Raw genomic sequence first — 20,637 nt, 5'->3', positions numbered from 1 at the left:
GCTTCCGGGTCCGGGCGTTTGCCGCTAGGGTCGCCGCGAATGAGCGGCGCTCCTCGAAACCCGAACTCCCATTCTCGCTTCGCCTACAGCTTCGCGAGACTGCTGGTCCGCCGGCCTGGCACCGTCCTGGCCGTGCTGCTGACGCTGCTGGCCGTGTCCACCTGGGCCACGCTGCAGCTGCGCATCAACTCGAACCAGCTCGACCTCATCTCCCAGGACCTCCCGGAGGTGAAGGACGTCAAGCAGGTCATCGACATGGTGGGCGGCAGCGGCTTCCTGATGCTGGCCCTGCGGTCGACGGACGAGGCCGCCATGAAGCGCACGGCGGACGACATCGCCGGCATGCTCCAGGCGGACAAGGAGCACGTGCGCACCGTCAGCTACAAGCTGCCGGTCGAGTTCATCCAGCAGAACATGGTCCTCTTCGTGAAGACGGAGGACCTGGTGGAAGGCAAGCGCCGCATCATGGCCTTCCTCGAGGACAAGCTGCGCCGCAGCAACCCCTTCTACATCGACATGGGCGCCACCAAGCCCGTGGAGCTGAACCTCCAGGACCTGGTCGACAAGTACTCGTCCGTCGGCAAGAAGAGCATCCGCGACGACTACAACATCTCCGCCGACAAGAAGATGGTGCTCATCCTCATCAAGCCGATGTGGGACACCACGGAGATTGGCAAGACGAAGGACTACCTCGACAAGCTCAACAAGGACCTGGCCGCGTACTCCGCGCAGGACGGCAAGCCCAAGCTCGTCGAGGACTACAAGCTGATGGGCGACTCGAAGACCATCGCCTACGGCTACACCGGCTCGTACAAGACGACGGTGGATGACTCGTTCGCGATTGAAGAGTCGCTCGAGCCCGTCACCATCATCGCGCTGGTCACCATCTTCCTCATCACCATCGTCTTCTTCCGGAAGCTGGCGCCCACGTTCATCGTGGTGAGCGGCACGGTGATTGGCACCCTCTACACGCTGGGCTTCACCTACGCGACGATTGGTGAGCTCAACATGATTACGTCCATCCTGGGCGGCATCCTGATGGGCTTCGGCATCGACTACGGCATCCACTTCACCTTCCGCACGCGGTTGGAGCTGGGCGCGGGCAAGCCGTACGACGAGGCCATCGTGGATGCCTTCGTCAACGCGGGCCGCCCGGCGGCGGTGGCGGCGGTGGTGACGGGTGGCTCGTTCTTCGTGCTGATGGTGAGCGAGTTCCGCGGCTTCAGCCAGTTCGGCTTCCTGGCCGGCTGCGGCACGCTCATCCTGGGCCTGACGCTGTTCGTGTGGAGCGCTTCGCTGCTGGCGCTGTTCGGCCGCATCAACCCGGCGTGGCCCAAGAAGCTCATCGGCGAGATGAAGCCGCCGCCGACCAACTCCGCCACGGGCCAGGAGCTGCGCATCCCCCGCCCCGGCCTGGTGCTGGGCGTGAGCACCGCGCTGGTCGCGCTCATCTGCGCGGCGGCCGTCCCCTGGGCCGGCACGGGCGAGCCGCCCGAGGGCAACGTGGGCTTCTTCGAGCGCGTGAAGCACGGCGTGGGCTTCAACTACAACACCCGCGCGCTCATCCCGGACGGCATGTCGTCGGTGTTGCTGCAGGATGAAATCAACGCCCGCTTCAACATCTCCAGCGACCCCATGGCCATCTACACCAAGGACCTGGACGAGGCGGAGGGCATCTACCGCGAGCTGACCGACCACCCGGAGAAGTACCCGTCCATCGACCAGGTGGTGAGCGTCTTCACCTTCGTGCCGCCGGAGGCCACGGCCAAGGCCAACGAGAAGGTGCTGCAGGAGTGGAAGCAGGACATGGCCAACCTGGAGGCGCGTGGGTTCTCCATCGCCGCGCTGCCGCCGGAGATGCAGGAGAACGCCACCTTCTTCATGAAGGTGCTGGATGCCAAGCCGTTCGACGTGCACGGCGTGCCGGCCAACTACAAGAGCCAGTTCCAGAACCTGCCCAGCGCGCAGCCGGAGAACCGGGGCTGGCTGACGTTCATCTACTCGAGCGTGGACCTGTTCGACGGCCAGAAGATGATGCAGTTCGCCGACGAGACGCGCGCCATCCGCGCCACGTACCACCCGGGCCGCTTCGACCAGGACGACTTCGACCCGAAGACGGAGACGGCGCAGAAGGAGTTCCGCGCCGCGGGCGCCACGCAGCTGTACGCGAAGCTGGCGCGCATCGTGCTCTGGGACGGCAAGGTCACGGTGGTGCTCACCGCGCTGTGGATTCTGGCGATGCACTTCCTGGACTTCCGCAACGCGAAGCTGGCGCTGGCGTCCGTGATTCCGCTGGGCGTGGGCGTGGCGATGATGCTGGGCATCATGTCGCTCGTCGGCCTGCGGCTGAACTTCATGAACATCATCATCCTGCCCATCCTCCTGGGCTTCGGGGTGAGCCACGGCCTGTACCTGCTGCACCGCTTCCTGGAAGGGACGTCCCCGCTCGTCGCGCTCAGGAGCGTGGGCGCGGCGGTGGCGTCCTCCACGCTGACGGCGGTGGCGGGCTTCGCGGCGCTGTTGGCCGCGGCGCACAACGGCCTGCGCTCCATGGGCATGGTGGCCTGCATCGGCCTCATCACCACGCTGGTGGTGTCCTTCACCGTGCTGGCCGCGGTGATGCAGCTCATGCATGACCGCCGCCAGCGCGAGGCCCCGCCGGGCGACGGCACGGGCAGCGCCTCCGGCGGCGAGGATGGCTCGACGCGGGCGGCCTGAGCGGGCGCGCCCGCCGGGCATCCCACGTCACACAACGCGCGGTAACGAGGCCCCCTTCTCCTTCGCGGGACAAGGGGGCTGGGAGAGGGAGACATCATGAGGCTGATGCGATGGGCGCCCGTGCTCGGGCTGGGATTGCTCGCGGGCTGCTCCGCGGTGAAGAGCCACCGCGTGCGTCCGGACTACGCGCAGGTGGACCGCAAGGAGACCAAGCGGCTGGTGGTGGTGGCGCAGCCCCTGCCGGACGAGAAGCCCGCGGTGGGGGAGCTGTGGAGCCTCATCGCCCGCCAGTGGGTGAACCAGAACCGCGACTTCATCGTGAAGGACAACGTCGCGCTGCCCGGCCGCCCCACGGACGCCGCCTTCAAGGAGCTGTGCACCGAGGGCGTGGAGGGCGTGCTCTGGCTGGACCCGACCATCCAGCTCAAGGGCGACGGCGCCGAGGCCCAGGTGAAGGCGCAGCTGTTGCGCTGCCGCGACGGTGAAGAGGTCTGGGCGGCGGAGGCCGCGGGGAGCTGGGGGTCGCGCGACGAGGACTACGCGGCGCGCGTGCAGAAGTTCAGCCAGGAGCTGGGCGAGGAGGTGGCGCCGTACGTCGTGCCCACCACCAAGCTGCTCGCCGCCACGCTGGACACGCTGCCCAATCCCGAACTGACGGAAGCGGACAAGGACGAGAAAATCGAGCTGGGTGAGTAGGCTCCTCCCATCGTGGTGGAGGAGAAGCTCATCGTCATGAGGCTCGGCGTCGCGGCGCTCCTGGGCGCCGTGCTCGGCCTGGAGCGCGAGCTCAACGGCCAGGCCGCGGGGCTGCGCACCCACATCATCGTGTCGCTGGGTGCGTGCCTCTTCACGCTCGCGGGCATCTTCGTGGAGACGTCGCTGGGACAGGACTCACCGAAGGGCTCGCAGACGGACATCAGCCGCGTCGCCAGCCAGGTGGTGGTGGGCATCGGCTTCCTGGGCGCGGGCGCCATCATCCGGGACAACGGGCAGGTGAAGGGGCTGACGACGGCGGCCAACCTGTGGCTCACCGCGTCCGTGGGGCTCGCGGTGGGCATGGGCTTCCACTGGGCGGCCGTCACCACGGTGGTCATCGCCCTGGTGGCGCTCGCGGGCCTGCGCCCCCTGGAGAAGGCCATCCGGAGGTACCGCGCCCGCAAGGGCCTGAAGGTGGAGGGCCGCGTCCCGGAGCCCTCGGACGACGAGAGCCCGGAGTGAACGCGCCGCGCCCTACCTGTCCCAGTCCGCCGGGGCCGCGCCCAACGCCCCCGTCGCGTCGTGCTGCAGCGGCAGTCGCCGGGCCACCTCGCCGCGCGCCGCCAGCACGTCCGGCCTGACGCCGGGCAGGCTGGCCAGGTCCTCGCGCAGGTACACGTCGTCCCGGTCGATGTCCGTCACGTCCGAGAAGGACACGCGGTAGTCGCGTGGGAAGTAGCTGCCTTTCTCGATGAGGAACCCCGCCGCGTCCACGGCGGTGATGAAGCCCAGGTTCTCCCCGTCCCTGTCCCTGGCCGTCATGCCCTTCTGGATGTCCGCTGGATTGAACACGCCCGCCTCCCGAAGTCCGGTGCCGAAGGGGAAGTTGGGCATGGCCGCCCTCCTGCGGCATGGGACCTCCGCTCGGCGGGCGGGCAGCCGGGCCCTCGCCTCGCGCCCCGGAGCGCCCGAGGTGCGAGGCGGACTTCAGCCCGTGGTGCGTCCGGACGGCGAGTCGCCCGGAGCCTCATGGGCGGCGGGCGCCGGCTCCGGCGCGTCGACGAAGCGCCGGTCCATCTCCGTGCGCACGAAGCGCTCGATTTCCTCGGCGGTGGTCAGCTCCATCGCCTCGCGCAACAGCTCCGTCGCGTCCTTGCGGCTCACCCGGCGCAGGAAGCGTTTGACGGCCGGAATCTGCCCGGACGTCATGGACAGCTCGTCGAAGCCGAGCGCCAGCAGCACCAGCGTGTAGAGCGGATCTCCCGCCATCTCCCCGCACATGGACACGGGGATGTTGGCCGCCTTGGCCGCGTGGACGATGGTCTCCAGCATGCGCAGCACCGACAGGTGCAGCGGACGGTAGAGGTAGGCCACCTCGCGGTTCTGGCGGTCGATGGCCAGCGAGTACTGGATGAGGTCGTTGGTCCCCACCGAGAAGAAGTCCGCCTCCTGCGCCAGCCGGTCGGCAATCACCGCCGCGCTGGGCGTCTCCACCATGATGCCCACCGGGAAGCGCTTGCCCACGGGCACCCCCGCGCGGCCCAGCTCGGTGCGGCACGCCTCCAGCTCGCTCCGCGCCTCGCGCAGCTCGCTCACCCCGCAGATGAGGGGGAACATCAGCCGCAGGTTGCCGTGCACGCTGGCGCGCAAGAGCGCGCGCAGCTGGACGCGGAACAGCTCCCGGTTGGACAGGCAGTAGCGGATGGCCCGCAGGCCCATCGCCGGGTTGGGCTCCTTCTCGTGCTTCGTCTTGCCCGGCACCTTGTCGCCGCCCAAGTCCAGCGTGCGGATGGTGACGGGCTTGCCGCCCATGGCCTCCAGCACCTGCCGGTACGCGCGGTAGTGCTCCTCCTCCGTGGGCGCCGTCTTGCGGTCCAGGAACATGAACTCCGTGCGGTACAGGCCGATGCCCTCCGCGCCGTGCGCCAGGAGGGACGGAATCTCCTCCAGGAACTCCATGTTGCCGTTGAGCCGGATGCGGAAGCCGTCGGTGCTCACCGCCTCCAAGTCCTTGGTGGCCAGCGCCAGCTGCTCGGCCTCCTGGTGGCGGCGCTGCTCCTCGCGGAAGCTCTGGAGCTGCTCCTCCGTGGGGTTCACCAGGATGATGCCCCGGGTGCCATCCATGGCCACCAGGTCCCCGGGCGAAATCTGCTCGCTGGCGCGGCCGGCGCCCACCACCGCGGGCGTCTCACGCGCGCGGGCGACGATGGCGGTGTGGCTGGTCTGTCCACCCAGGTCCGTCACGAAGCCCGCCACGCGGCCACTGCGCGCCATCAGCGATGCGTCCGCGGGCGGCAGGTCATGCGCGACGACGATGGCCTCCGCGGGGACCTCCACCTCCTCGTCCACCACCTGGCCCATCAGGTTGCGGATGATGCGGTCCGCCACGTAGTCCACGTCCGAGCGACGCTCGCGGAAGTACTCGTCCGGGATGTTGTCGAACAGGTGCTTGATTTTGCGGGCCACCCGCCGGACGGCCCACTCGGCGTTGATGCGGTCCTCGACGATGAGCTGGTTGACGGCGTCCACCAGCATCGGGTCGTGGAGCATCAGCCGGTGCGCCTCGAGGATGAGCGCGTGGTCGCTGCCCTCGGTGCGGGTGATTTGTTCCTTGAGCTCGGCGAGCTGGCGGTCCGACAGGTCCACCGCCGTCTTCATCCGCATCCGCTCGGGCTCGACCTCCGCCTCCGCCAGCCGCAGCTTGGGCGTGCGGATGCGTTTCCTGTCCAGGATGAAGGCGTGGCCGACCGCCACGCCGGGTGAGGCGCCGATGCCCATCAACCTCAGTGTGGGAGTGGCCTGGCTGCTCACGTGTCTTTGTTCCCTCCCCGTCCTACCGCATTTGCATGGTCACCCGTCACTTGGACTCGCCAAAACGGTCGGCGATGAGCTTTGCCAACTCCTGGAGACACGCGTCGGCGTCGTCTCCCTTACAGGTCAGCTTCACCTGCACCCCCTGGGCGGCCGCCAGCATCAGCACCCCCATGATGGACTTGGCGTTGGCCCGCTGTCCCTGCGCCTCGATGAGCACGTCGCTCTTGAAGCGGTTGGCCACCTTGACCATCTGCGCCGCGGCCCGGGCGTGCAGCCCCAGCTCGTTGATGATCTCGTATGTTCCCTCGGCCACCGTTGCCATTCGCGACTCCTACCTCTCGTCTTAAAGGAAGGCACCCGCCGCGCAGGCCAGCGTCGCCGCGAGGTAGAGCACCACGTAGTTGGGCACCCGACGGCTGACCAGCACGTAGGATGCAACCCCCAGGGCCAGACACCCGGCCGCCAGGAAGGGCGCGTACGCCCCACCGGCATTGGCCCCGAAGGACACGGCCAGCCACGCCGCCAGCCCTCCGGCGCACAACGCCGCCACCGTCCGCAGCCGCGCCCCCCGGGCCGGCAGGTTGGCCTTCGCCACCGCCTCCACCAGCCGGTCCCCCAGGGTGAGCCCCAGCCAATACAACCTCACCCGGAGCAGCAGGTGCACCAGGTTGTAGAGCACCAGGAAGACGGGCACCGCCCACAGGCCCAGGAGCGGCACCAGCGCCGCCCCCACCGCGCCCGCCGCGGGCTTGAGCGACAGCCAGAAGAACCCGTCCCCCAGCGCCGCCAGCGGCCCCATCAGCGCCGCCTTGAAGGCCACCACCTTGTCCGGGGTCTCCTCCCCCCGGCAGATGCGCTCCTCATGGAAGACGACGCCGCCGACAATCGCCGCGGCGACATAGGGGTGCGTGTTGAAGAAGACCAGGTGCCGGCGCACCGCCTCCTCGCGCGCGGAGCCCGCCGCGTACAGCCGCTCCAGCGCGGGGAACACCGCGTAGGCCAGCCCCAGGTTCTGCATGCCCTTGGGGTTCCACGAGGCCTGCAGGAAGAGCGAGCGCATGAAGACGCGCAGGAGCACCCCCCAGGGGAGCGTGGTGTCCGGAGCGCTCACGCGTCATGCCCCTGGAGCACGTAGAGCACCACGGCCACCGTCACCGCCGCGGCGCCCAGGGCCGCGTAGAGGGGCGCCTTCTTCGCGTGGCTGCCCTGCGCCGCGATGGCCGCCGCCACCGACGCCATGGCCGGCCAGGCCCACGCCAGCCCCCGCACCAGCATGGACGGCAGCGACTGGAGCACCGGCTCCACGAAGAAGCCCGCGAGCGCGCACAACGACGTCAGCACGCCGTACACCACGAAGTGCGGCCACATGCCCCACAGGTTCTGCCGCATGGCGCGCGTGAGGTTGCCGGTCTCCGCGGAGGCGAGCGCCACGCGCGCCAGCCGGGCCGAGTAGCCCTCCAGCAGCCGGTCCGCGCGCCGCCCCACCCGGCCCATGCCGATGAAGAGCAGCACCGCCAGGGACCAGATGGCCGGCGTGGAGCCCGCGCCCGAGGCCAGCGTCATCGTGCACGCCGCCGCGCTGGTGGCGGTGGCCGCCAGCGTGTCGTTCTCCGGCAGGGACGCGCCCAGGTTGGCGGTGCCCAGGAAGAACAGCTCCAGGAGGAGCCCCACGCCCAGACCCGAGGGCACGTCGTTGAGCAAGAGCCCCATCACGGCGGAGGCCACCAACGGGCGCGACAGCATGGCCTGCAGGAACGCCTTGCGCTCCACGGCCACCAGTCCGCCCCACAACCCCGCGAGCGCCACCTGGGTCCAGAGGACGCTCACGTGTTCACCCGGCCTTCACCCACCGCTCGGAGAGGTCCGGTAGCTCCACGGGCTTCTCCGCGGGGACGGCGCGGGCCTCCACGCGCACGCCCTGCTCGGCCAGTTGCTGCAGCGTGCGCAGCTCCGCCTCCGCCAGGAACACCGACGGGGACACCTGCCGGCGCCCCGTGCCGAAGTGCACGTTGCCCAGGTTGAGCTCGCCCAGGTTCAGCCCGTGCGCGTACGCGAAGGGCACCGAGGCCACGTCGCGCAACAGCACCAGCGTGCGCACCCCGTCCTTGGAGAGGGCGGCGAAGTCCACCTGGGACAGCGGGAGGATCTGCACCTCGATGGCGCTCTGCACCGCGAGCGCCATGGCGGCGCGGATGAGCGGGCTGGAGGCAGCCTCGTCATCCGCGACGACGACGCGGGAGACCTTGAGGTGCGGCAGCCAGGCCTCGACGACCTGGCCGTGGATGAGGCGGTTGTCGACGCGGACCAGGGTGATCACAGCCGTCTCGAATCGCCGACCCGCGCCACTTGGTCAAGTTCGCGGCTGCTGCTGAGCCTCGCGAAGCAGGGCGGATGCACAGGTGATGTTGCGCTGACCATAGGACGCGAGCTGGTTGGCCATCTCCGGGAGGGTCATCTGCTCGGAGCGAAGCGAGTTGGCCTTGAGGAGCATGGGCAGGTTGACGCCCGCCAGGACCTCCAGGTTCATGCGCTGACACATCATCAGCGACTCCTTACAGGGCGTACCTCCGAACAGGTCCGCGAGGATGATGACGCCATCACCCGTGTCCACGCGCGACACCGCCTGCTTCATCTTCGCGCGGAGGTCCTCGACGGGAGTCCCCGGCTCGATGTTGCAGGTTGCCACCGCGGGGAGCTTCCCCACGATCTGTTCCGCGGTGGAGACCAGCTCCTCCGCCAAACGCCCGTGCGATGCGACGACGAGGCCGACCATGTTCACTCCTGACCAACCCCCCGAGGCTGCGTCCTACGCCTGAACGGCATCTTGCGCAACCTCGGCGAAAGTTTCCGCCCTGTACCCGTAGCTAAGCTCTCACGTCTTGTCTCGAAAGGTAAGACGCCATTGCTTCCCGTGCCCGAAATTTCGGGTCCGGCCGCGCGCAGGGCTGTCGCCTGCCGGACGTGGGAGCAACACCTGCTGCCCCACGCGGATTCAGATGCGGTGGAAGTATCGCGGATGCGTGCGGCGTGGTTGCGCGTGACACCGCGCCCGCGCGCTCTCTCGGAAAGCGAGGGGGCAGGCTGTGCACCCCGCGCGCTTGTTGACGCTCGTCCGCAAGCTCGCCCCACCCTCGGGGGCATGGTTGACTGCCGCGTCGACGGCACGCCCCTGTAGCACCGCGTGCGTGCGGGAGGAGCCAAGCGTGGCGAAGAACAAGCTGCTGAAGCAGGGCGATGTGCTGCCGGACGTGACACTGACGGGCCCGGGCAATCAGCCGGTGCGCCTGAAGGACCTGGTGGGACAGAAAGTGCTCGTCGTCTACTTCTACCCGCGCGACGACTCACCGGGTTGTACGGTGCAGGCCTGCGGGTTGAGGGACCAGTACGAGGACTTCGTCGCGGCGGGCGCGGAGGTGGTGGGCATCAGCGCAGACTCGGTGGCGTCCCACCAGGGCTTCGCCGCCAAGCACCGCCTGCCCTTCTTGCTGTTGAGCGACGCGCAGGGCACGGCGCGCGAGGCGTTCGGCGTGGGCACGTCGTTCCTCGGCATGCTGCCCGGCCGCGTCACCTTCGTGGTGGACCGGCAAGGCATCGTCCAGGACAGCTTCGAATCCCAGATTCGCGTGGGCGAGCATGTGCGCCGCGCGCTGGAGCTCGTCCGCTCGCTCGCCCCCAAGAGCGCCGCTGCTCCCTGAGGAGCGACGCAACCGGTGCACGCGCGCGCCAGGGCCGATACCGCGGCCGCACGCGCGCGTCCCACGGGCGAACACCTTGCGCGAGCCCCGCGGCGCGCTCCCACCCCACGCCTTCGGCAACCTCGCGAAGTGCATGGGGTTTCGCGCCCGGGAAGGACATGGCCCACGCCTTGCTCATGTGTCCGGATGCCACGCGATGGACGCGCGGCACCACGCAAGGAACACACGCCATGAACACCCAGACTGAAAGCCTCTATGACGCCGTCCTCTTCGCGCTCGGCCCCGTCGTGCTCGGCTACGCCGTCGGCATGGTGGCGCTGCTCGTCGCCTACGCGCGCCCGTAGCCCCTCCGACATGTCGGGCCTGGACGGGGTGGAGTGAACGGAGCTATAAGCTGAATAGCGCGACAGGGCCGCATTCTCTGAATGAGGACCGCCGCGCGCTCCGCGAAGTCACTCCCCAAAGCAATCCCCGAAAGGAAGTCCCCGACATGAGCCTCAGCTCAGGTGGTCGCCTCAATTGGTGGATGGGTGCCGTTGTCAGCGTGTCGCTGCTGGGCGCGTGTGGTGCGCCGGACGAGCGTGCGGGAGAAATCCCCACCGAGGGCGAGAGCGCGCGCGACGCGGTCGCGGGTGATGTGGCGGTGAAGCTGTCGGTGCCGAGCCAGTCCTACGCGGCGCGCGAGGGCGTCAGCGTGCAGGTGACGCTCACGAACGTGTCGCGGGACACGGTGCGGGTGCTCAAGTGGCACACGCCGACGGACGGCATCAAGGAGGACCTGTTCCAGGTGACGGTGGACGGGCAGAAGGCGGAGTACAACGGCCGTCACTACAAGTGGGCCACGCCGGCGACGACGGACTTCCTGCGCCTGGCGGCGGGCGAGAGCGTCTCCTACACGGTGGACCTGGCCACCATCTACGACTTCGCGAAGACGGGCAGCTACAGCATCCGCTACGACTCGGAGGGCCACCACTCGGACGAGGGCCACCAGGGCCTGTCCCAGCTGGCCTCCGACAGCCTGAGCGTGTTCGTGGAGGGCCGTCAGTTCCAGCCGCCCGTCGCCTGGGGCCATGACTCCGTCTCCGCGCAGGCGCTGTCCACGTCGAGCTGCACGGGCTCGCGCCCGGCCTCCACGGTGACGACGGCGTTCAGCACCGCGCAGTCGATGACGAACGGCGCCGTCAACTACCTCAACGGCACCATCGGCTCGCGCTTCACGACCTGGTTCGGTCCGAACAACGCGACGAACGTGAACCTCATCAAGGCGCACTTCGCCTCCATCAAGAACGCGTTCGACACGAAGAGCGTCATCGTCGACTGCGCGTGCACGGACAGCGCCTACGCGTACGTCTACAAGAACGGGCACTACCGCATCTACGTGTGCAACGCCTTCTGGAGCGCGCCCATGTCCGGCACCGACTCCAAGGGCGGCACGCTGGTCCACGAGATGAGCCACTTCACCGTGGTGGCGGACACGGATGACCACGCGTACGGCCAGAGCGCCTGCCGCAGCCTCACCAGCTCCAACTCCGCGCGCGCCCGCGACAACGCGGACAGCCACGAGTACTTCGCGGAGAACACGCCCGCGCTGCCGTGACAGCACGCCGTTGACATGATGTGAAGGGGGAGCGGGGGCGCGGCCGGGCGTCCCCGCTTTCTTTTTGTCGGGGGCGCGCTCCCGCGCTCCCTGAGCGAAGGGCGGAGGTCCAACACATGAAGCACGGACACGCAGGTCGCATCGCGCTGCTGACCGCGGCCATCGCCGCGGCGGGCTGCGCGGCGCGCAAGGAAGAGTCAGCGCCGCCCGCGGATGGGCGGCCCGAGGAGACGACGGCCATGGCGAAGAAGACGCTGGAGTGCTCGCTGAGCGCGCCCGCCCAGGTGAAGGCGGGCGAGCCGGTGGAGGTGCTCTTCAAGCTCACCAACACCTCCGCGCAGCCGGTGTACGTGCTCAAGTGGCACACGCCGCTGGAGGGCATCCGCAACGACATCTTCAAGGTGACGCTCACCGGCTCCGCCGCGGACCAGTCCTACATGGGGCCCATGGTCAAGCGCGGGCCGCCGGACGCGTCCTCCTACGCCACGCTCGCCCCGGGCGCGTCAGAGGAGCGCGGCGTCGACGTGGCGCAGGCGTACGGAATCCAGACGCCGGGCACCTACCGCATCCACTTCGTGGGCCAGTTGATGGACGTCACCACGGACGCGGCGAAGGTGCCCGCCCTCAACGGCGAGTTCCACGACACCGCGGTGGACTGCCCCGACATCGAAGTGACGGTGACCTGACCCGGAGCCCGGCGCGCGCGGCCTCAGGCCATCACCAGTCGCGCGCGCTGCTTCGCCGGACGGATGTGGGCGCGGGCCCCCGCGCCGAACGCGAGGAAGTCCTCCTCCATCCCGTCGCTGAAGATGACGCCCCCCGACGGCATCCGCGACTCCAGCACCAGTTCCTCCTCGGCCGTGACGAAGCCGCCCACCAGCTCCGCGCCCGAGTTGCGGCTGACGAAGGGCTCGCGCACCACGAAGGCCAGCCGGGGCTCCTCCCACGACAGCCGCCACGCCTCGCCCGGCACCCCGCCCGTGCGCGCGGTGAGCCCGCGCGCCAGCGTGAAGACGCTGGACAGCCACCCGCTGGAGCCCGCCCCCGTCGACACCAGCACCCCGCTGGACGACTGCGCCTCCTCCTGCCCCCCGTGGCTCAGCCGGTAGCGCGCCGACACGTGGGTCCTGGCGCCGATGAACAAGTCGTTGAACGCGAGCAGCCGCTGCCCGTCCTCCAGCCGCGCCTCCGCGAGCGTGACGCCCCGCGTGCGCGCCTTGCCGTCCAGCACCTTGCGCACCGCGGCCCTGGCGCCCGGGACTTCGTAGGGCAGGAGCACGCCGTCGAAGCGATCCGGGTCCGGATTCACGCCCACCAGCGGCTGCTCCCCCACGTACTTGGCCACGTTCGCCACCAGCCCGTCCTGCCCGGCGACGACCACAATCTCCTTCCCGGTGAAGAGGAACGTGGGGACCAGGCTCCGGTCCACCTGCTGCACCGGCAGCCCCACGTCCAGGGAGTCCCGCAGCCGGTCCACCGCGCGCGCGTAGGAGGCGTCCTCGCGCTCGAACTCGTCGAAGTCCTGTCCCGCGTTCTCCACGTAGAACTTGGCCTGCTTCTTCGTGTTGAAGCGCTCCACCAACCCCGCCAGCCGCGTGCGGCGGGTGACCAGGAGAATCTTCTCGAACATGGCGTGCCCTCCCCTCCTGGCTTCAGCGCTCGCGGGCGGGCGGCGTCGGCGCGCGCGGGGCGGTGGTCTGCGGGGGCCTGCTTCCTCCACCGGCGCTCATCAGCGAGTGGAGCAGGTCCGGCGACACGTTCAGCTCGCCGATGCGCTGGGCGTTCTCCGCCATCTCCCGGAAGGCGAGCGCGATGTTGAGCGCGGGGTCCCCGCCGCTCGCCGAGGTGGCCATCAGCGTCTTCCAGTCCACGCCGCGCACGGGGGCCAGCGTCTTCTCCAGCGCGTAGGCGCGCGCGTCCGCGGCCTGCTTCTCGTTCTGCGTCCAGCGCTCCATCAGCGCCGCGCGCTGCTCCTCCACCGCGATGTCCGCCGCCATCTTCGCTTCACGCAGTTGCCGCTGGCGCTCCTGCACGGCCAGCTCCGTCGCCAGCTCGCTCTCCTTGATGCGCCGCTCCTGCTCCACCGCGGCGTTGCGGCGCGCGTAGATGGCCTCGTCCGCGTGGCGCTGCAGCCCCTCGCGCGCCTCGGCCTCCAGGGCCCGCGCCATCTCCGGCGTCGGCTTGGCGGAGAGCAGCGAGAACGCCATCACCTCCACCCCCAGCGCGCGGATGGGCTCCGCCGACGCGAGCGACGAGAGCACCTGGTCCTCAATCGTCTGCGCGCTCACCAGCACCTCGCGCAAGCTCAGCCCCTGCACCACCGTGCGCGCCCGCACCTGCGCCACCTGCACCAGCCGCTCCGGCAGCTTCTCCGGGTCGTCCGAGCGGTAGCGCCCCGACGCCGCCAACGAGTAGTCCAACAGCCCCGCCAGCTTGCGCGCGTCCGCCACCCGGTACGTCAGCTGCCCCTGCAGCGTCACCGCCTGGAAGTCCCGCGTCACCTCGTTGAACACGAAGGGCACGTCCGCGCTCGACAGGGGCACGCTCACCAGCGTCGCGGACGGCTTCCAGTAGAAGAACGACAGCCCCGCCCCCTCCCGCACCACCCGCCCGCCCTCGAACTGCATCACGTACGACGTCGGTGCCGCCTTCATGTAGCCGATGACCATCGGGTCCGCCCCTCGAACATTCGCCACTTCGTGTTGTTCAGACACCATTCTTAGTGTCCACACGACACGAATGCAAATCGAAGCGCGGGGGTGCCGGGAAAAAGTCCCGGAGGCGTGTGACATCCGCGCGGTGAGAGCCGCCCCGCGGATTTCGTGGCGGAACGCGGGGCGCGTGCGCAGCCTTGCGGGGCACACCCGGGGCCGGACCGGGCCCTCCAGGACGTCACGTCCGAAGCCGCCGGGATGTGACGGGCCTCGACCTTGCAACGTGGGAGGAATAGGGACACGCCATGCACATCGCGGTGATTTCAGACCTGCACCTGGGCAGACGCGACGCGGCGGACCACTTCGGCCACGAGGACACGGCCTTCCTGCGCTTCCTGCGCGGGCTGGAGGGCGACTTCGAGCGCATCGTCCTGCTGGGGGACATCTTCGAGACGCTCACCTCCAAGACTCCAGGCCGGCAGGCGGCCGAGCTGGCGGCCGCTCGCGCCGCCCATCCGGAGCTGGTCCAGCGCTTCTCCCAGCCCCAGTACCACTACATCCACGGCAACCACGACCTGGTGGCGGGCACGGTGCTGGGCGCCCCCGAGCAGCTCGTCCTGGAGGCGGACGGGGTGCGGATGCTCTTCACCCACGGCCACCACCACGACTGGGTCATCCGCAAGGCGCGCTGGCTGTCGGAGGCCGCGGTGTGGACGGGCGCGTGGCTCCGGCGCATGCGGCTGCACGCGATGTTCCGCATGTTCCAGGCGCTGGACGTCCGGCTGACACACGCGGCGTCGGACCCGGAGCGCTGCACCTTCCAGCGCTGGGCCCTGGCGCGCGCCCACGAGCAGGAGGCGGACGTCGTCGTCACCGGCCACACCCACCTGGGCATGAAGGTGGAGCACGGCAGCCGCCTGTTCCTCAACAGCGGCACCTGCTCGGAGGGCCAGTTCTCCTTCCTCAGCCTGGACACCCGCGCGGGCCGCTACGCGCACCACACCTCCTGGTAGGCGCCCCAGGCTGGTGGCCGGGGAGGCGCGCGAGCAGGGGCCCTCACGTTCCGCTCGCCCTCACCCGGGAGGTGCGAAGTAACATCGGCGGATGTTCAGGCGGCTCACCCAGGCGCTCCGACTGCTCGCGCGGCGCATTCCGGGTCCGGCCTCCCCCGAAGGGACTCCACGCGTCGGCGCGGCACCTTCCGAGGAGACCCCGGACAGGCCCCGCCGTGCGTCCGCCGCGCGGCGAGCTCCCCCGAGGGCGGCCCACGCCGCCCGCTACTTCGACCTGCACGACGACTTCCGCAACCCGGCCCGTCGCGAGCTGAGCGACCCGGTGTCCGTGGACGGGCGGAAGATGGACTCCGTCTGGTTCTTCACCGCGGGCGCGCCGGTGCGCCAGCGGGGACGGCTGAAGCTCACCGTCCAGCCCCCGGGCCGGCCCCTGGACTTCTCCCTGGCCGGTGCGGGGCTCACCCCCGTGGTCCACGCCACCGTGGCCTCCGTCTTCCGGGAGCTGGCCCCGGACGACGTGCAGCTGCTCCCCGTGGAGGTGGAGGGCGAGCGCGAGCCGTACTTCATCCTCGTCGCGACCCGGCTGATGCGCTGTATCGACGAGCGCGGCTGCGCGGAGGTCGCCCACTACACCGCCCAGGACGCCCCTCCCGAGCGCGTGGGCCACTACCGCACCGTGCGGGGCCTGCGCATCGACCCGGAGAAGACCGGCGGCGCCCGCGTCCTGCGCACCTGGGGCTGGCCCGTCAGCCTCATCGTCTCCGAGGGCATCAAACAGGCCCTCGAGCACGCGGGCGTCAGCGGCGCGCGCTTCGCCGAGGTGACCAAGCCGCCCCCCGCCCGACGCAAACCCCGTCGCAAGAGCCGCCGCAAACCTCGCGGCGAATGACCCACCGGGTCCGAGGCGCTTGATACGACTGTTACCTGATACCCAGAAAGTCATGAACTTGAGGGGTAGTCAGACGGAATGTATCTTTCTCGCCTTACAGCTTTTTCCTGAGGCGACAGTTGGACAGGCTCGACGTGCCAGTGCCGGCCCCCGTGGAAGAGGTCTTCTTCGGGAAGTACAGAATCCTCCAGCGGCTCGCCGCGGGGGGGATGGCGCACATCTTCCTGGCCTCCATCGACGGTCCGGACGGCTTCTCCAAGCCGTGTGTCATCAAGCGGGTGCTGCCGGAGTACGCCAATCTGGAGGCGTTCAGCCGGATGTTCGCGGACGAGGCGAAGGTGGCCGCGCTGCTGACGCATCCGAACATCGTCCAGGTCTTCGACTTCGGGAAGATTGATGGCCAGTACTACCTGGCCATGGAGTGGATCCAAGGTCAGTCGTTGGACCGGGTGCTGCGGCACTCGTGGAAGTCGGCCTTCCCCCTGGGGCAGCGGGTGGCGGTGGACGTGGGCATCGCGGTGGCGGACGCGCTGGCGTACGCGCACTCGAAGACGCTGCCGGACGGCACGCCGCTGAAGCTGGTGCACCGGGACGTGACGCCGGGCAACGTGCTCGTGTCGCGTGACGGCATCGTCAAGCTGGCGGACTTCGGCATCGTGAAGAGCGCGGTCAACGTGGAGCGCACCAGCGTGGGGGTGGTGAAGGGCAAGTACGCGTACATGTCCCCGGAGCAGATAACGAACCGGGAGCTGGACCACCGCTCGGATTTGTTCTCGCTGGGCATCGTCCTCTACGAGGCCTCCACCGGCAAACGCCTGTTCAAGCGCGAGACGGTGGAGCAGACCATCGTCGCCGCCACCCAGGTGCAGGTGACGCGTCCATCACAGGTGTCACCGGGTTTCGCGCCGGAGCTGGAGCGCATCATCCTGCGGCTGTTGGAGAAGGAGCCGGACGCGCGCTACCAGAGCGCTCGCGAGCTGGCGATGGACCTGGAGCGCTTCCGCGCGTCGCAGAACTGGACGTCGGGCGGGCGTGAGCTGGCGGCGCTGGTGACGTCGCTGTTCCCCGCGGACCGGCCCGGGAACACGGGCGCGGCGCTGGCCGCCTTCAGCGGGGCCTCCGGCAGCGGAATGTCCTCCGGCCACATGTCCCCCCTGGACGACTTGCCGGGCGTGCGTCCGGGACCTCCGGTGGAGGAGCGCACGTCGGCCACGGTGCACAGTCCGCCTCCCGGGCCTTTGCCCGTGAGCGAGCCGCCCTTTCCCTGGCCCGTCGTCTTGACTGTCGGCGCCGCCGTCTGTGCCAGTGCCCTGTTCTGGTACTTCGTCGCCTGAGGGTGACGGCCTTCGCGCCGGGGTGGACGCGGCGCGCGCGGTGAGACCGAGAAGCGGATGAAACAGAAGACCTGGATTGCCGTCATCGTCGTCGGAACGCTCGCCATCAACGCCATGGCGTACGTGGTGGTGCGCAAGCGCCGCGCGTCGGACGTGCCTCCTCCCCCACCCGTCTCGGGAACCACCACCCCCACGCCGCCCGTCGCCGCCCCCGCGCCGCCGTCGGAGGACGCGAACGAGGGGCTGTCCCGCGCTCGCCGCGCCGCGGGGCTCGCCGCGCTGGAGGACCGCGACTACGACATCGCCGTGCGCGAGTTCACCGAGGCCTTGAGCCTGCGCAGGACCCCCGGCGGCGACCTGGTCGAACTCTTGCGCATCGCCACGGACCTCCAGTCGCGTGAGCGCGACCGGGGCCGCGTCGAGCCCACCAAGCCCGCGCGAGAGCCCACCGTCACGCGGACACCGCCGCGCGCGAAGCCCACGCGCACCAACCCCTCTCGCGCGACCCCGCACGCCAAGGAGGAGCCGCCCGAGGTGCTCGAGGAGCCGCGCAACGGACTCTTGCTGGTGACCTCCACGCCCCCGGGGTTGGTGGTGCAGGTGGATGGCAAGGCGGTGGACATGACGCCCGCGCGGCTGCCGCTGCGGCCGGGCACCTACCGGGTGGCGCTCGCACAAGGAGAGCGTCGGTTGATGGAGGAGACGGTGGTGTTGGAGGAGGACGGCGTGCACTCCCTCAACCGGGACGTGAGCGAGCAGCTCGCGCCGCCCGCCCCGACGCGCCCGGTGGCCAGCACGACGCCCGCCGCGCCGCCGCCGCCTCCCGAGGCGCCGCCCACGACCGCCGCCGCCGCGCCCGTGGCGGTGAAGGCCGAGGCGACGGGACGGGGTGAGCTCGACATCACCTCCCCGTCGCTCTACGGCGAGGTCTGGGTCAACAACCGCCCCTATGGCTTTCCACCTCTCGTCGCCCAGAACCTCCCCGCCGGCCCGGCCCGCGTGGAGGTCCGCGTCAACGGCGAGGTGAAGCGTCGCATGAGCGTCGAGGTCGAAGCAGGCCGTCGTGTCGCCGTCCGGGTGCGCTGAAGCCGCTCGTTCCCCGCACCGCTTCCCATTCCGAATGTCTGACGAGGGCCTTGGGACGCCCACGCCCCGTCATTGCCTGGAGGTTCCCATGGTCCGCCGTCATCGGCTCCGCCCCAGTCTGCTCTCGCTGCTGTTGTGCGCGTCTCCCGCCCTCGCGCAGTGGGAGGAGCCCGCGCCCACGCCCGAGCCCACGCCCGAGGCCCGCGCGCAGGAGGAGCTGCCGCTGGATGGGGAGTCGGACGTGCACAGCCAGGTGGCCTCGTTCGCCATCACCCGGCTGCGCGACTCGCCCGCGGTGGTGACGTCGCTGACGGCGGAGGAGATTCGTGACTCGGGCGCGCGCGACCTGATGGACGTGCTGCTCCAGGTGCCGGGCTTCTTCTTCGGCGTGGACACGCAGGGCACGGTGGGGCCGGGATTCCGCGGCCTGTGGGGTTACGAGGGCAAGGTGCTGCTCGTCGTCGACGGCAAGGAGCTCAACGAGCAGCTCTACTCGACGATGCAGCTGGGCAACGAGCTGCCCGTGGAGCTCATCGAGCGCATCGAGGTGGTGCGCGGGCCCGGCTCGGTCATCTACGGCGGCAACGCGGAGCTGGCCGTCATCAACGTCATCACCCGGGGCGTGCAGGGCAGCTCGGACCTGATGGTGTCGGGCACCTATGGCCAGCTGGAGTCGGTCAACGGGCGGCGCAGCCTCACGCTGTCGGGCCGCAAGGTGTTCGAGTCCGCGCCGGGCCTGAGCGTCTTCGCCTCCGCGTCCCTGGGCCAGGGCCAGCGGAGCGACGGGCGCTTCGAGGACTTCTTCGGCAACACCGCGCAGATGGGCGGCAACACGAAGCTGGACCCGACCACGGTGCAAGCGGGCGTGGGCTACCGGGACCTCCAGCTGAGCGTGCTGTACCAGCGCTTCTCCACGTCGGCCATCGTCGCCTTCGACGAGGTGCTGGACGCGCCCGCGCCCACCGACTTCGAGTCCTTCCACGCGGAGCTGAGCAACCGCTTCCGCCCGAGCGAGCGGGTGGAGATCATCCCCCGCTTCAACCTGACGCTCGCCGAGCCGTTCCGCGACACGGACCAGGGCTCGGAGTTCTATTACGAGAAGCGGGTGATGCGGCTGCGCGGCCGGACGATGGCGCGCTGGGCGGCGCTGGACTACCTGCAGCTCACCGGCGGCGTGGACGTGGCGTCGGACCAGGGCCGGCTCGAGGGGCCCGCGGACGTGGGCCTGCAGACGGCCTTCGGCGCGGACGGCGCGACGAGCGTCTCGTACCTGAACGTCGCGGGCTTCGTGGAGGCGTTCTCGGAGAACCCCATCGCCACGGTGGTCGCGGGCGCGCGCTACGAGAACCACAGCGACTTCGGCAGCTCCTTCGTCCCGCGCCTGGTGCTCCTGCGCGCCTTCGGCCCGTTCAGCGGCAAGGCGCTGTTCAGCCGCGCCTTCCGCGCGCCGGGCATCGAGAACATCAGCCTGGGCGCGGACGTGAAGCCCGAGCGCACCACGGTGTACGAGCTGGAGGGCACGCTGCGACTGGGCGAGGGCCACGCGCTGAGCGCCAACGCCTTCGACGTGGGCGTCTCCGACCCCATCATCTACTCGTACGACGCGGTGGCGAACGAGGAGGCGTACCGCAACCTGGGACGACTCGGCAGCCGGGGCGTGGAGCTGGACTACCACGTGAAGGGGAGCTGGGGACGGGTGGCGCTGAGCTACTCCTTCTACGCGCCGTCGGGCCGCAACGACGTGGCGGACTACCAGGTGCCCGGACACTCCAACGCGTTCACCGGGATGCCCACGCACAAGGCCTCGCTGTCCGGCAGCCTGAAGGTCAAGCCGTGGCTGTCGGTGAACCCTACGGCGGTGCTGGTGGGGCGGCGCTACGCGGTGGACGTGCCGGATGACCAGGGGCGCTCGGCCGTGGAGGAGCTGCCGACGCAGTTGCTGCTCAACCTCTACGTGCGCGCGCGGGATGTCCTCACGCCGGGGCTGGAGGTGGGCGCGGGCGTCTACAACATCCTCGGGACGAACTTCCGCATCGCCCAGCCGTACAACGGCGGCCACGCCCCGCTGCCCGTGTTCTCTCGCGAGTTCCTCGTCCGCTTGAGCTACCTGTTCGACCCGGCGCTGAGCGAGCCGTGACGCG

The 20,637-nt window shown here is 69.9% G+C and carries 20 protein-coding genes; 11 read left to right on the top strand and 9 right to left on the bottom strand.

Features of this window, described 5'->3' with window-relative positions:
* The first annotated feature begins 39 nt into the window (after window positions 1-39).
* The 3 genes from LXT21_RS12120 (at window position 40) to LXT21_RS12110 (ending at window position 3,936) form a co-directional block, all read left to right on the top strand.
* A complete protein-coding gene (locus LXT21_RS12120; RefSeq protein ID WP_254038269.1) occupies window positions 40-2,718 on the top strand; it encodes an efflux RND transporter permease subunit in 2,679 nt (892 codons plus the stop codon).
* Between the two features lie 96 nt (window positions 2,719-2,814).
* Complete coding sequence (locus LXT21_RS12115; protein WP_254038268.1) at window positions 2,815-3,414, top strand: MXAN_6521/LA_1396 family lipoprotein; 600 nt, start codon at window positions 2,815-2,817, stop codon at window positions 3,412-3,414.
* A gap of 36 nt (window positions 3,415-3,450) precedes the next feature.
* Window positions 3,451-3,936, top strand: a complete 486-nt coding sequence (locus LXT21_RS12110) for an MgtC/SapB family protein (protein WP_256571489.1) — start codon at window positions 3,451-3,453, stop codon at window positions 3,934-3,936.
* A gap of 12 nt (window positions 3,937-3,948) precedes the next feature.
* Here LXT21_RS12110 and LXT21_RS12105 read toward each other — a convergent pair whose 3' ends face one another.
* The 7 genes from LXT21_RS12105 to LXT21_RS12075 form a co-directional block, all read right to left on the bottom strand.
* A complete protein-coding gene (locus LXT21_RS12105) occupies window positions 3,949-4,308 on the bottom strand; it encodes a hypothetical protein (RefSeq protein ID WP_254038267.1) in 360 nt (119 codons plus the stop codon).
* Between the two features lie 93 nt (window positions 4,309-4,401).
* The gene (gene ptsP, locus LXT21_RS12100) at window positions 4,402-6,225 is read right to left on the bottom strand and encodes a phosphoenolpyruvate--protein phosphotransferase (RefSeq protein WP_254038266.1); all 1,824 of its coding nucleotides are present in this window, start codon (window positions 6,223-6,225) and stop codon (window positions 4,402-4,404) included.
* Between the two features lie 46 nt (window positions 6,226-6,271).
* Entirely contained in the window at window positions 6,272-6,550 is a 279-nt protein-coding gene (locus tag LXT21_RS12095; RefSeq protein ID WP_141327235.1) for an HPr family phosphocarrier protein, read from the bottom strand.
* 21 nt (window positions 6,551-6,571) lie between these two features.
* On the bottom strand, window positions 6,572-7,339 hold the full coding sequence (locus LXT21_RS12090; RefSeq protein WP_254038265.1) for a PTS system mannose/fructose/sorbose family transporter subunit IID: 768 nt from the start codon (window positions 7,337-7,339) through the stop codon (window positions 6,572-6,574).
* Entirely contained in the window at window positions 7,336-8,055 is a 720-nt protein-coding gene (locus LXT21_RS12085; protein ID WP_254038264.1) for a PTS sugar transporter subunit IIC, read from the bottom strand. Before LXT21_RS12085 ends, LXT21_RS12090 begins: the two co-directional genes overlap by 4 nt.
* 4 nt (window positions 8,056-8,059) lie before the next feature.
* On the bottom strand, window positions 8,060-8,545 hold the full coding sequence (locus LXT21_RS12080) for a PTS system mannose/fructose/N-acetylgalactosamine-transporter subunit IIB (protein ID WP_254038263.1): 486 nt from the start codon (window positions 8,543-8,545) through the stop codon (window positions 8,060-8,062).
* 33 nt (window positions 8,546-8,578) lie between these two features.
* Window positions 8,579-9,001, bottom strand: coding sequence for a PTS sugar transporter subunit IIA (locus LXT21_RS12075; RefSeq protein WP_223746980.1), 423 nt, complete (start codon window positions 8,999-9,001; stop codon window positions 8,579-8,581).
* Window positions 9,002-9,431: 430 nt separating this feature from the next.
* On the opposite strand from LXT21_RS12075, the gene LXT21_RS12070 reads away from it, so the two are divergent.
* The 3 genes from LXT21_RS12070 (at window position 9,432) to LXT21_RS12060 (ending at window position 12,206) form a co-directional block, all read left to right on the top strand.
* Complete coding sequence (locus LXT21_RS12070; RefSeq protein WP_254038262.1) at window positions 9,432-9,923, top strand: peroxiredoxin; 492 nt, start codon at window positions 9,432-9,434, stop codon at window positions 9,921-9,923.
* A 490-nt stretch (window positions 9,924-10,413) separates the two neighbouring features.
* Window positions 10,414-11,520: a M35 family metallo-endopeptidase gene (locus LXT21_RS12065; RefSeq protein ID WP_254038261.1), complete on the top strand. Its 1,107-nt coding sequence runs from the start codon at window positions 10,414-10,416 to the stop codon at window positions 11,518-11,520.
* Window positions 11,521-11,636: 116 nt separating this feature from the next.
* Complete coding sequence (locus LXT21_RS12060; protein ID WP_254038260.1) at window positions 11,637-12,206, top strand: protease; 570 nt, start codon at window positions 11,637-11,639, stop codon at window positions 12,204-12,206.
* Window positions 12,207-12,229: 23 nt separating this feature from the next.
* Here the strand turns inward: LXT21_RS12060 and LXT21_RS12055 are convergent, their stop codons facing one another.
* Together LXT21_RS12055 and LXT21_RS12050 are read right to left on the bottom strand one after the other, a co-directional pair.
* On the bottom strand, window positions 12,230-13,150 hold the full coding sequence (locus LXT21_RS12055; RefSeq protein ID WP_254038259.1) for a diacylglycerol kinase catalytic domain-containing protein: 921 nt from the start codon (window positions 13,148-13,150) through the stop codon (window positions 12,230-12,232).
* A gap of 22 nt (window positions 13,151-13,172) precedes the next feature.
* Window positions 13,173-14,189, bottom strand: coding sequence for an SPFH domain-containing protein (locus tag LXT21_RS12050; protein WP_323394412.1), 1,017 nt, complete (start codon window positions 14,187-14,189; stop codon window positions 13,173-13,175).
* Between the two features lie 290 nt (window positions 14,190-14,479).
* Between LXT21_RS12050 and LXT21_RS12045 the strand changes: the two genes are divergently transcribed.
* The 5 genes from LXT21_RS12045 (at window position 14,480) to LXT21_RS12025 (ending at window position 20,633) form a co-directional block, all read left to right on the top strand.
* Window positions 14,480-15,187, top strand: coding sequence for a metallophosphoesterase family protein (locus LXT21_RS12045; RefSeq protein ID WP_254038257.1), 708 nt, complete (start codon window positions 14,480-14,482; stop codon window positions 15,185-15,187).
* A 91-nt stretch (window positions 15,188-15,278) separates the two neighbouring features.
* Window positions 15,279-16,076, top strand: coding sequence for an imm11 family protein (locus LXT21_RS12040; RefSeq protein WP_254038256.1), 798 nt, complete (start codon window positions 15,279-15,281; stop codon window positions 16,074-16,076).
* Window positions 16,077-16,210: 134 nt separating this feature from the next.
* Window positions 16,211-17,410 (top strand): serine/threonine-protein kinase, encoded by a 1,200-nt coding sequence (locus LXT21_RS12035; protein WP_254038255.1) that lies wholly within the window; start codon window positions 16,211-16,213, stop codon window positions 17,408-17,410.
* A 57-nt stretch (window positions 17,411-17,467) separates the two neighbouring features.
* Window positions 17,468-18,496, top strand: a complete 1,029-nt coding sequence (locus tag LXT21_RS12030; RefSeq protein WP_254038254.1) for a PEGA domain-containing protein — start codon at window positions 17,468-17,470, stop codon at window positions 18,494-18,496.
* Window positions 18,497-18,584: 88 nt separating this feature from the next.
* Complete coding sequence (locus tag LXT21_RS12025; protein WP_254038253.1) at window positions 18,585-20,633, top strand: TonB-dependent receptor plug domain-containing protein; 2,049 nt, start codon at window positions 18,585-18,587, stop codon at window positions 20,631-20,633.
* The last annotated feature ends 4 nt before the right edge of the window (window positions 20,634-20,637 follow it).

Origin of the sequence: Myxococcus guangdongensis (assembly GCF_024198255.1) — a bacterium.
Lineage (GTDB): Bacteria > Myxococcota > Myxococcia > Myxococcales > Myxococcaceae > Myxococcus > Myxococcus guangdongensis.
This window is presented reverse-complemented; position numbering and strand designations above follow the sequence as displayed.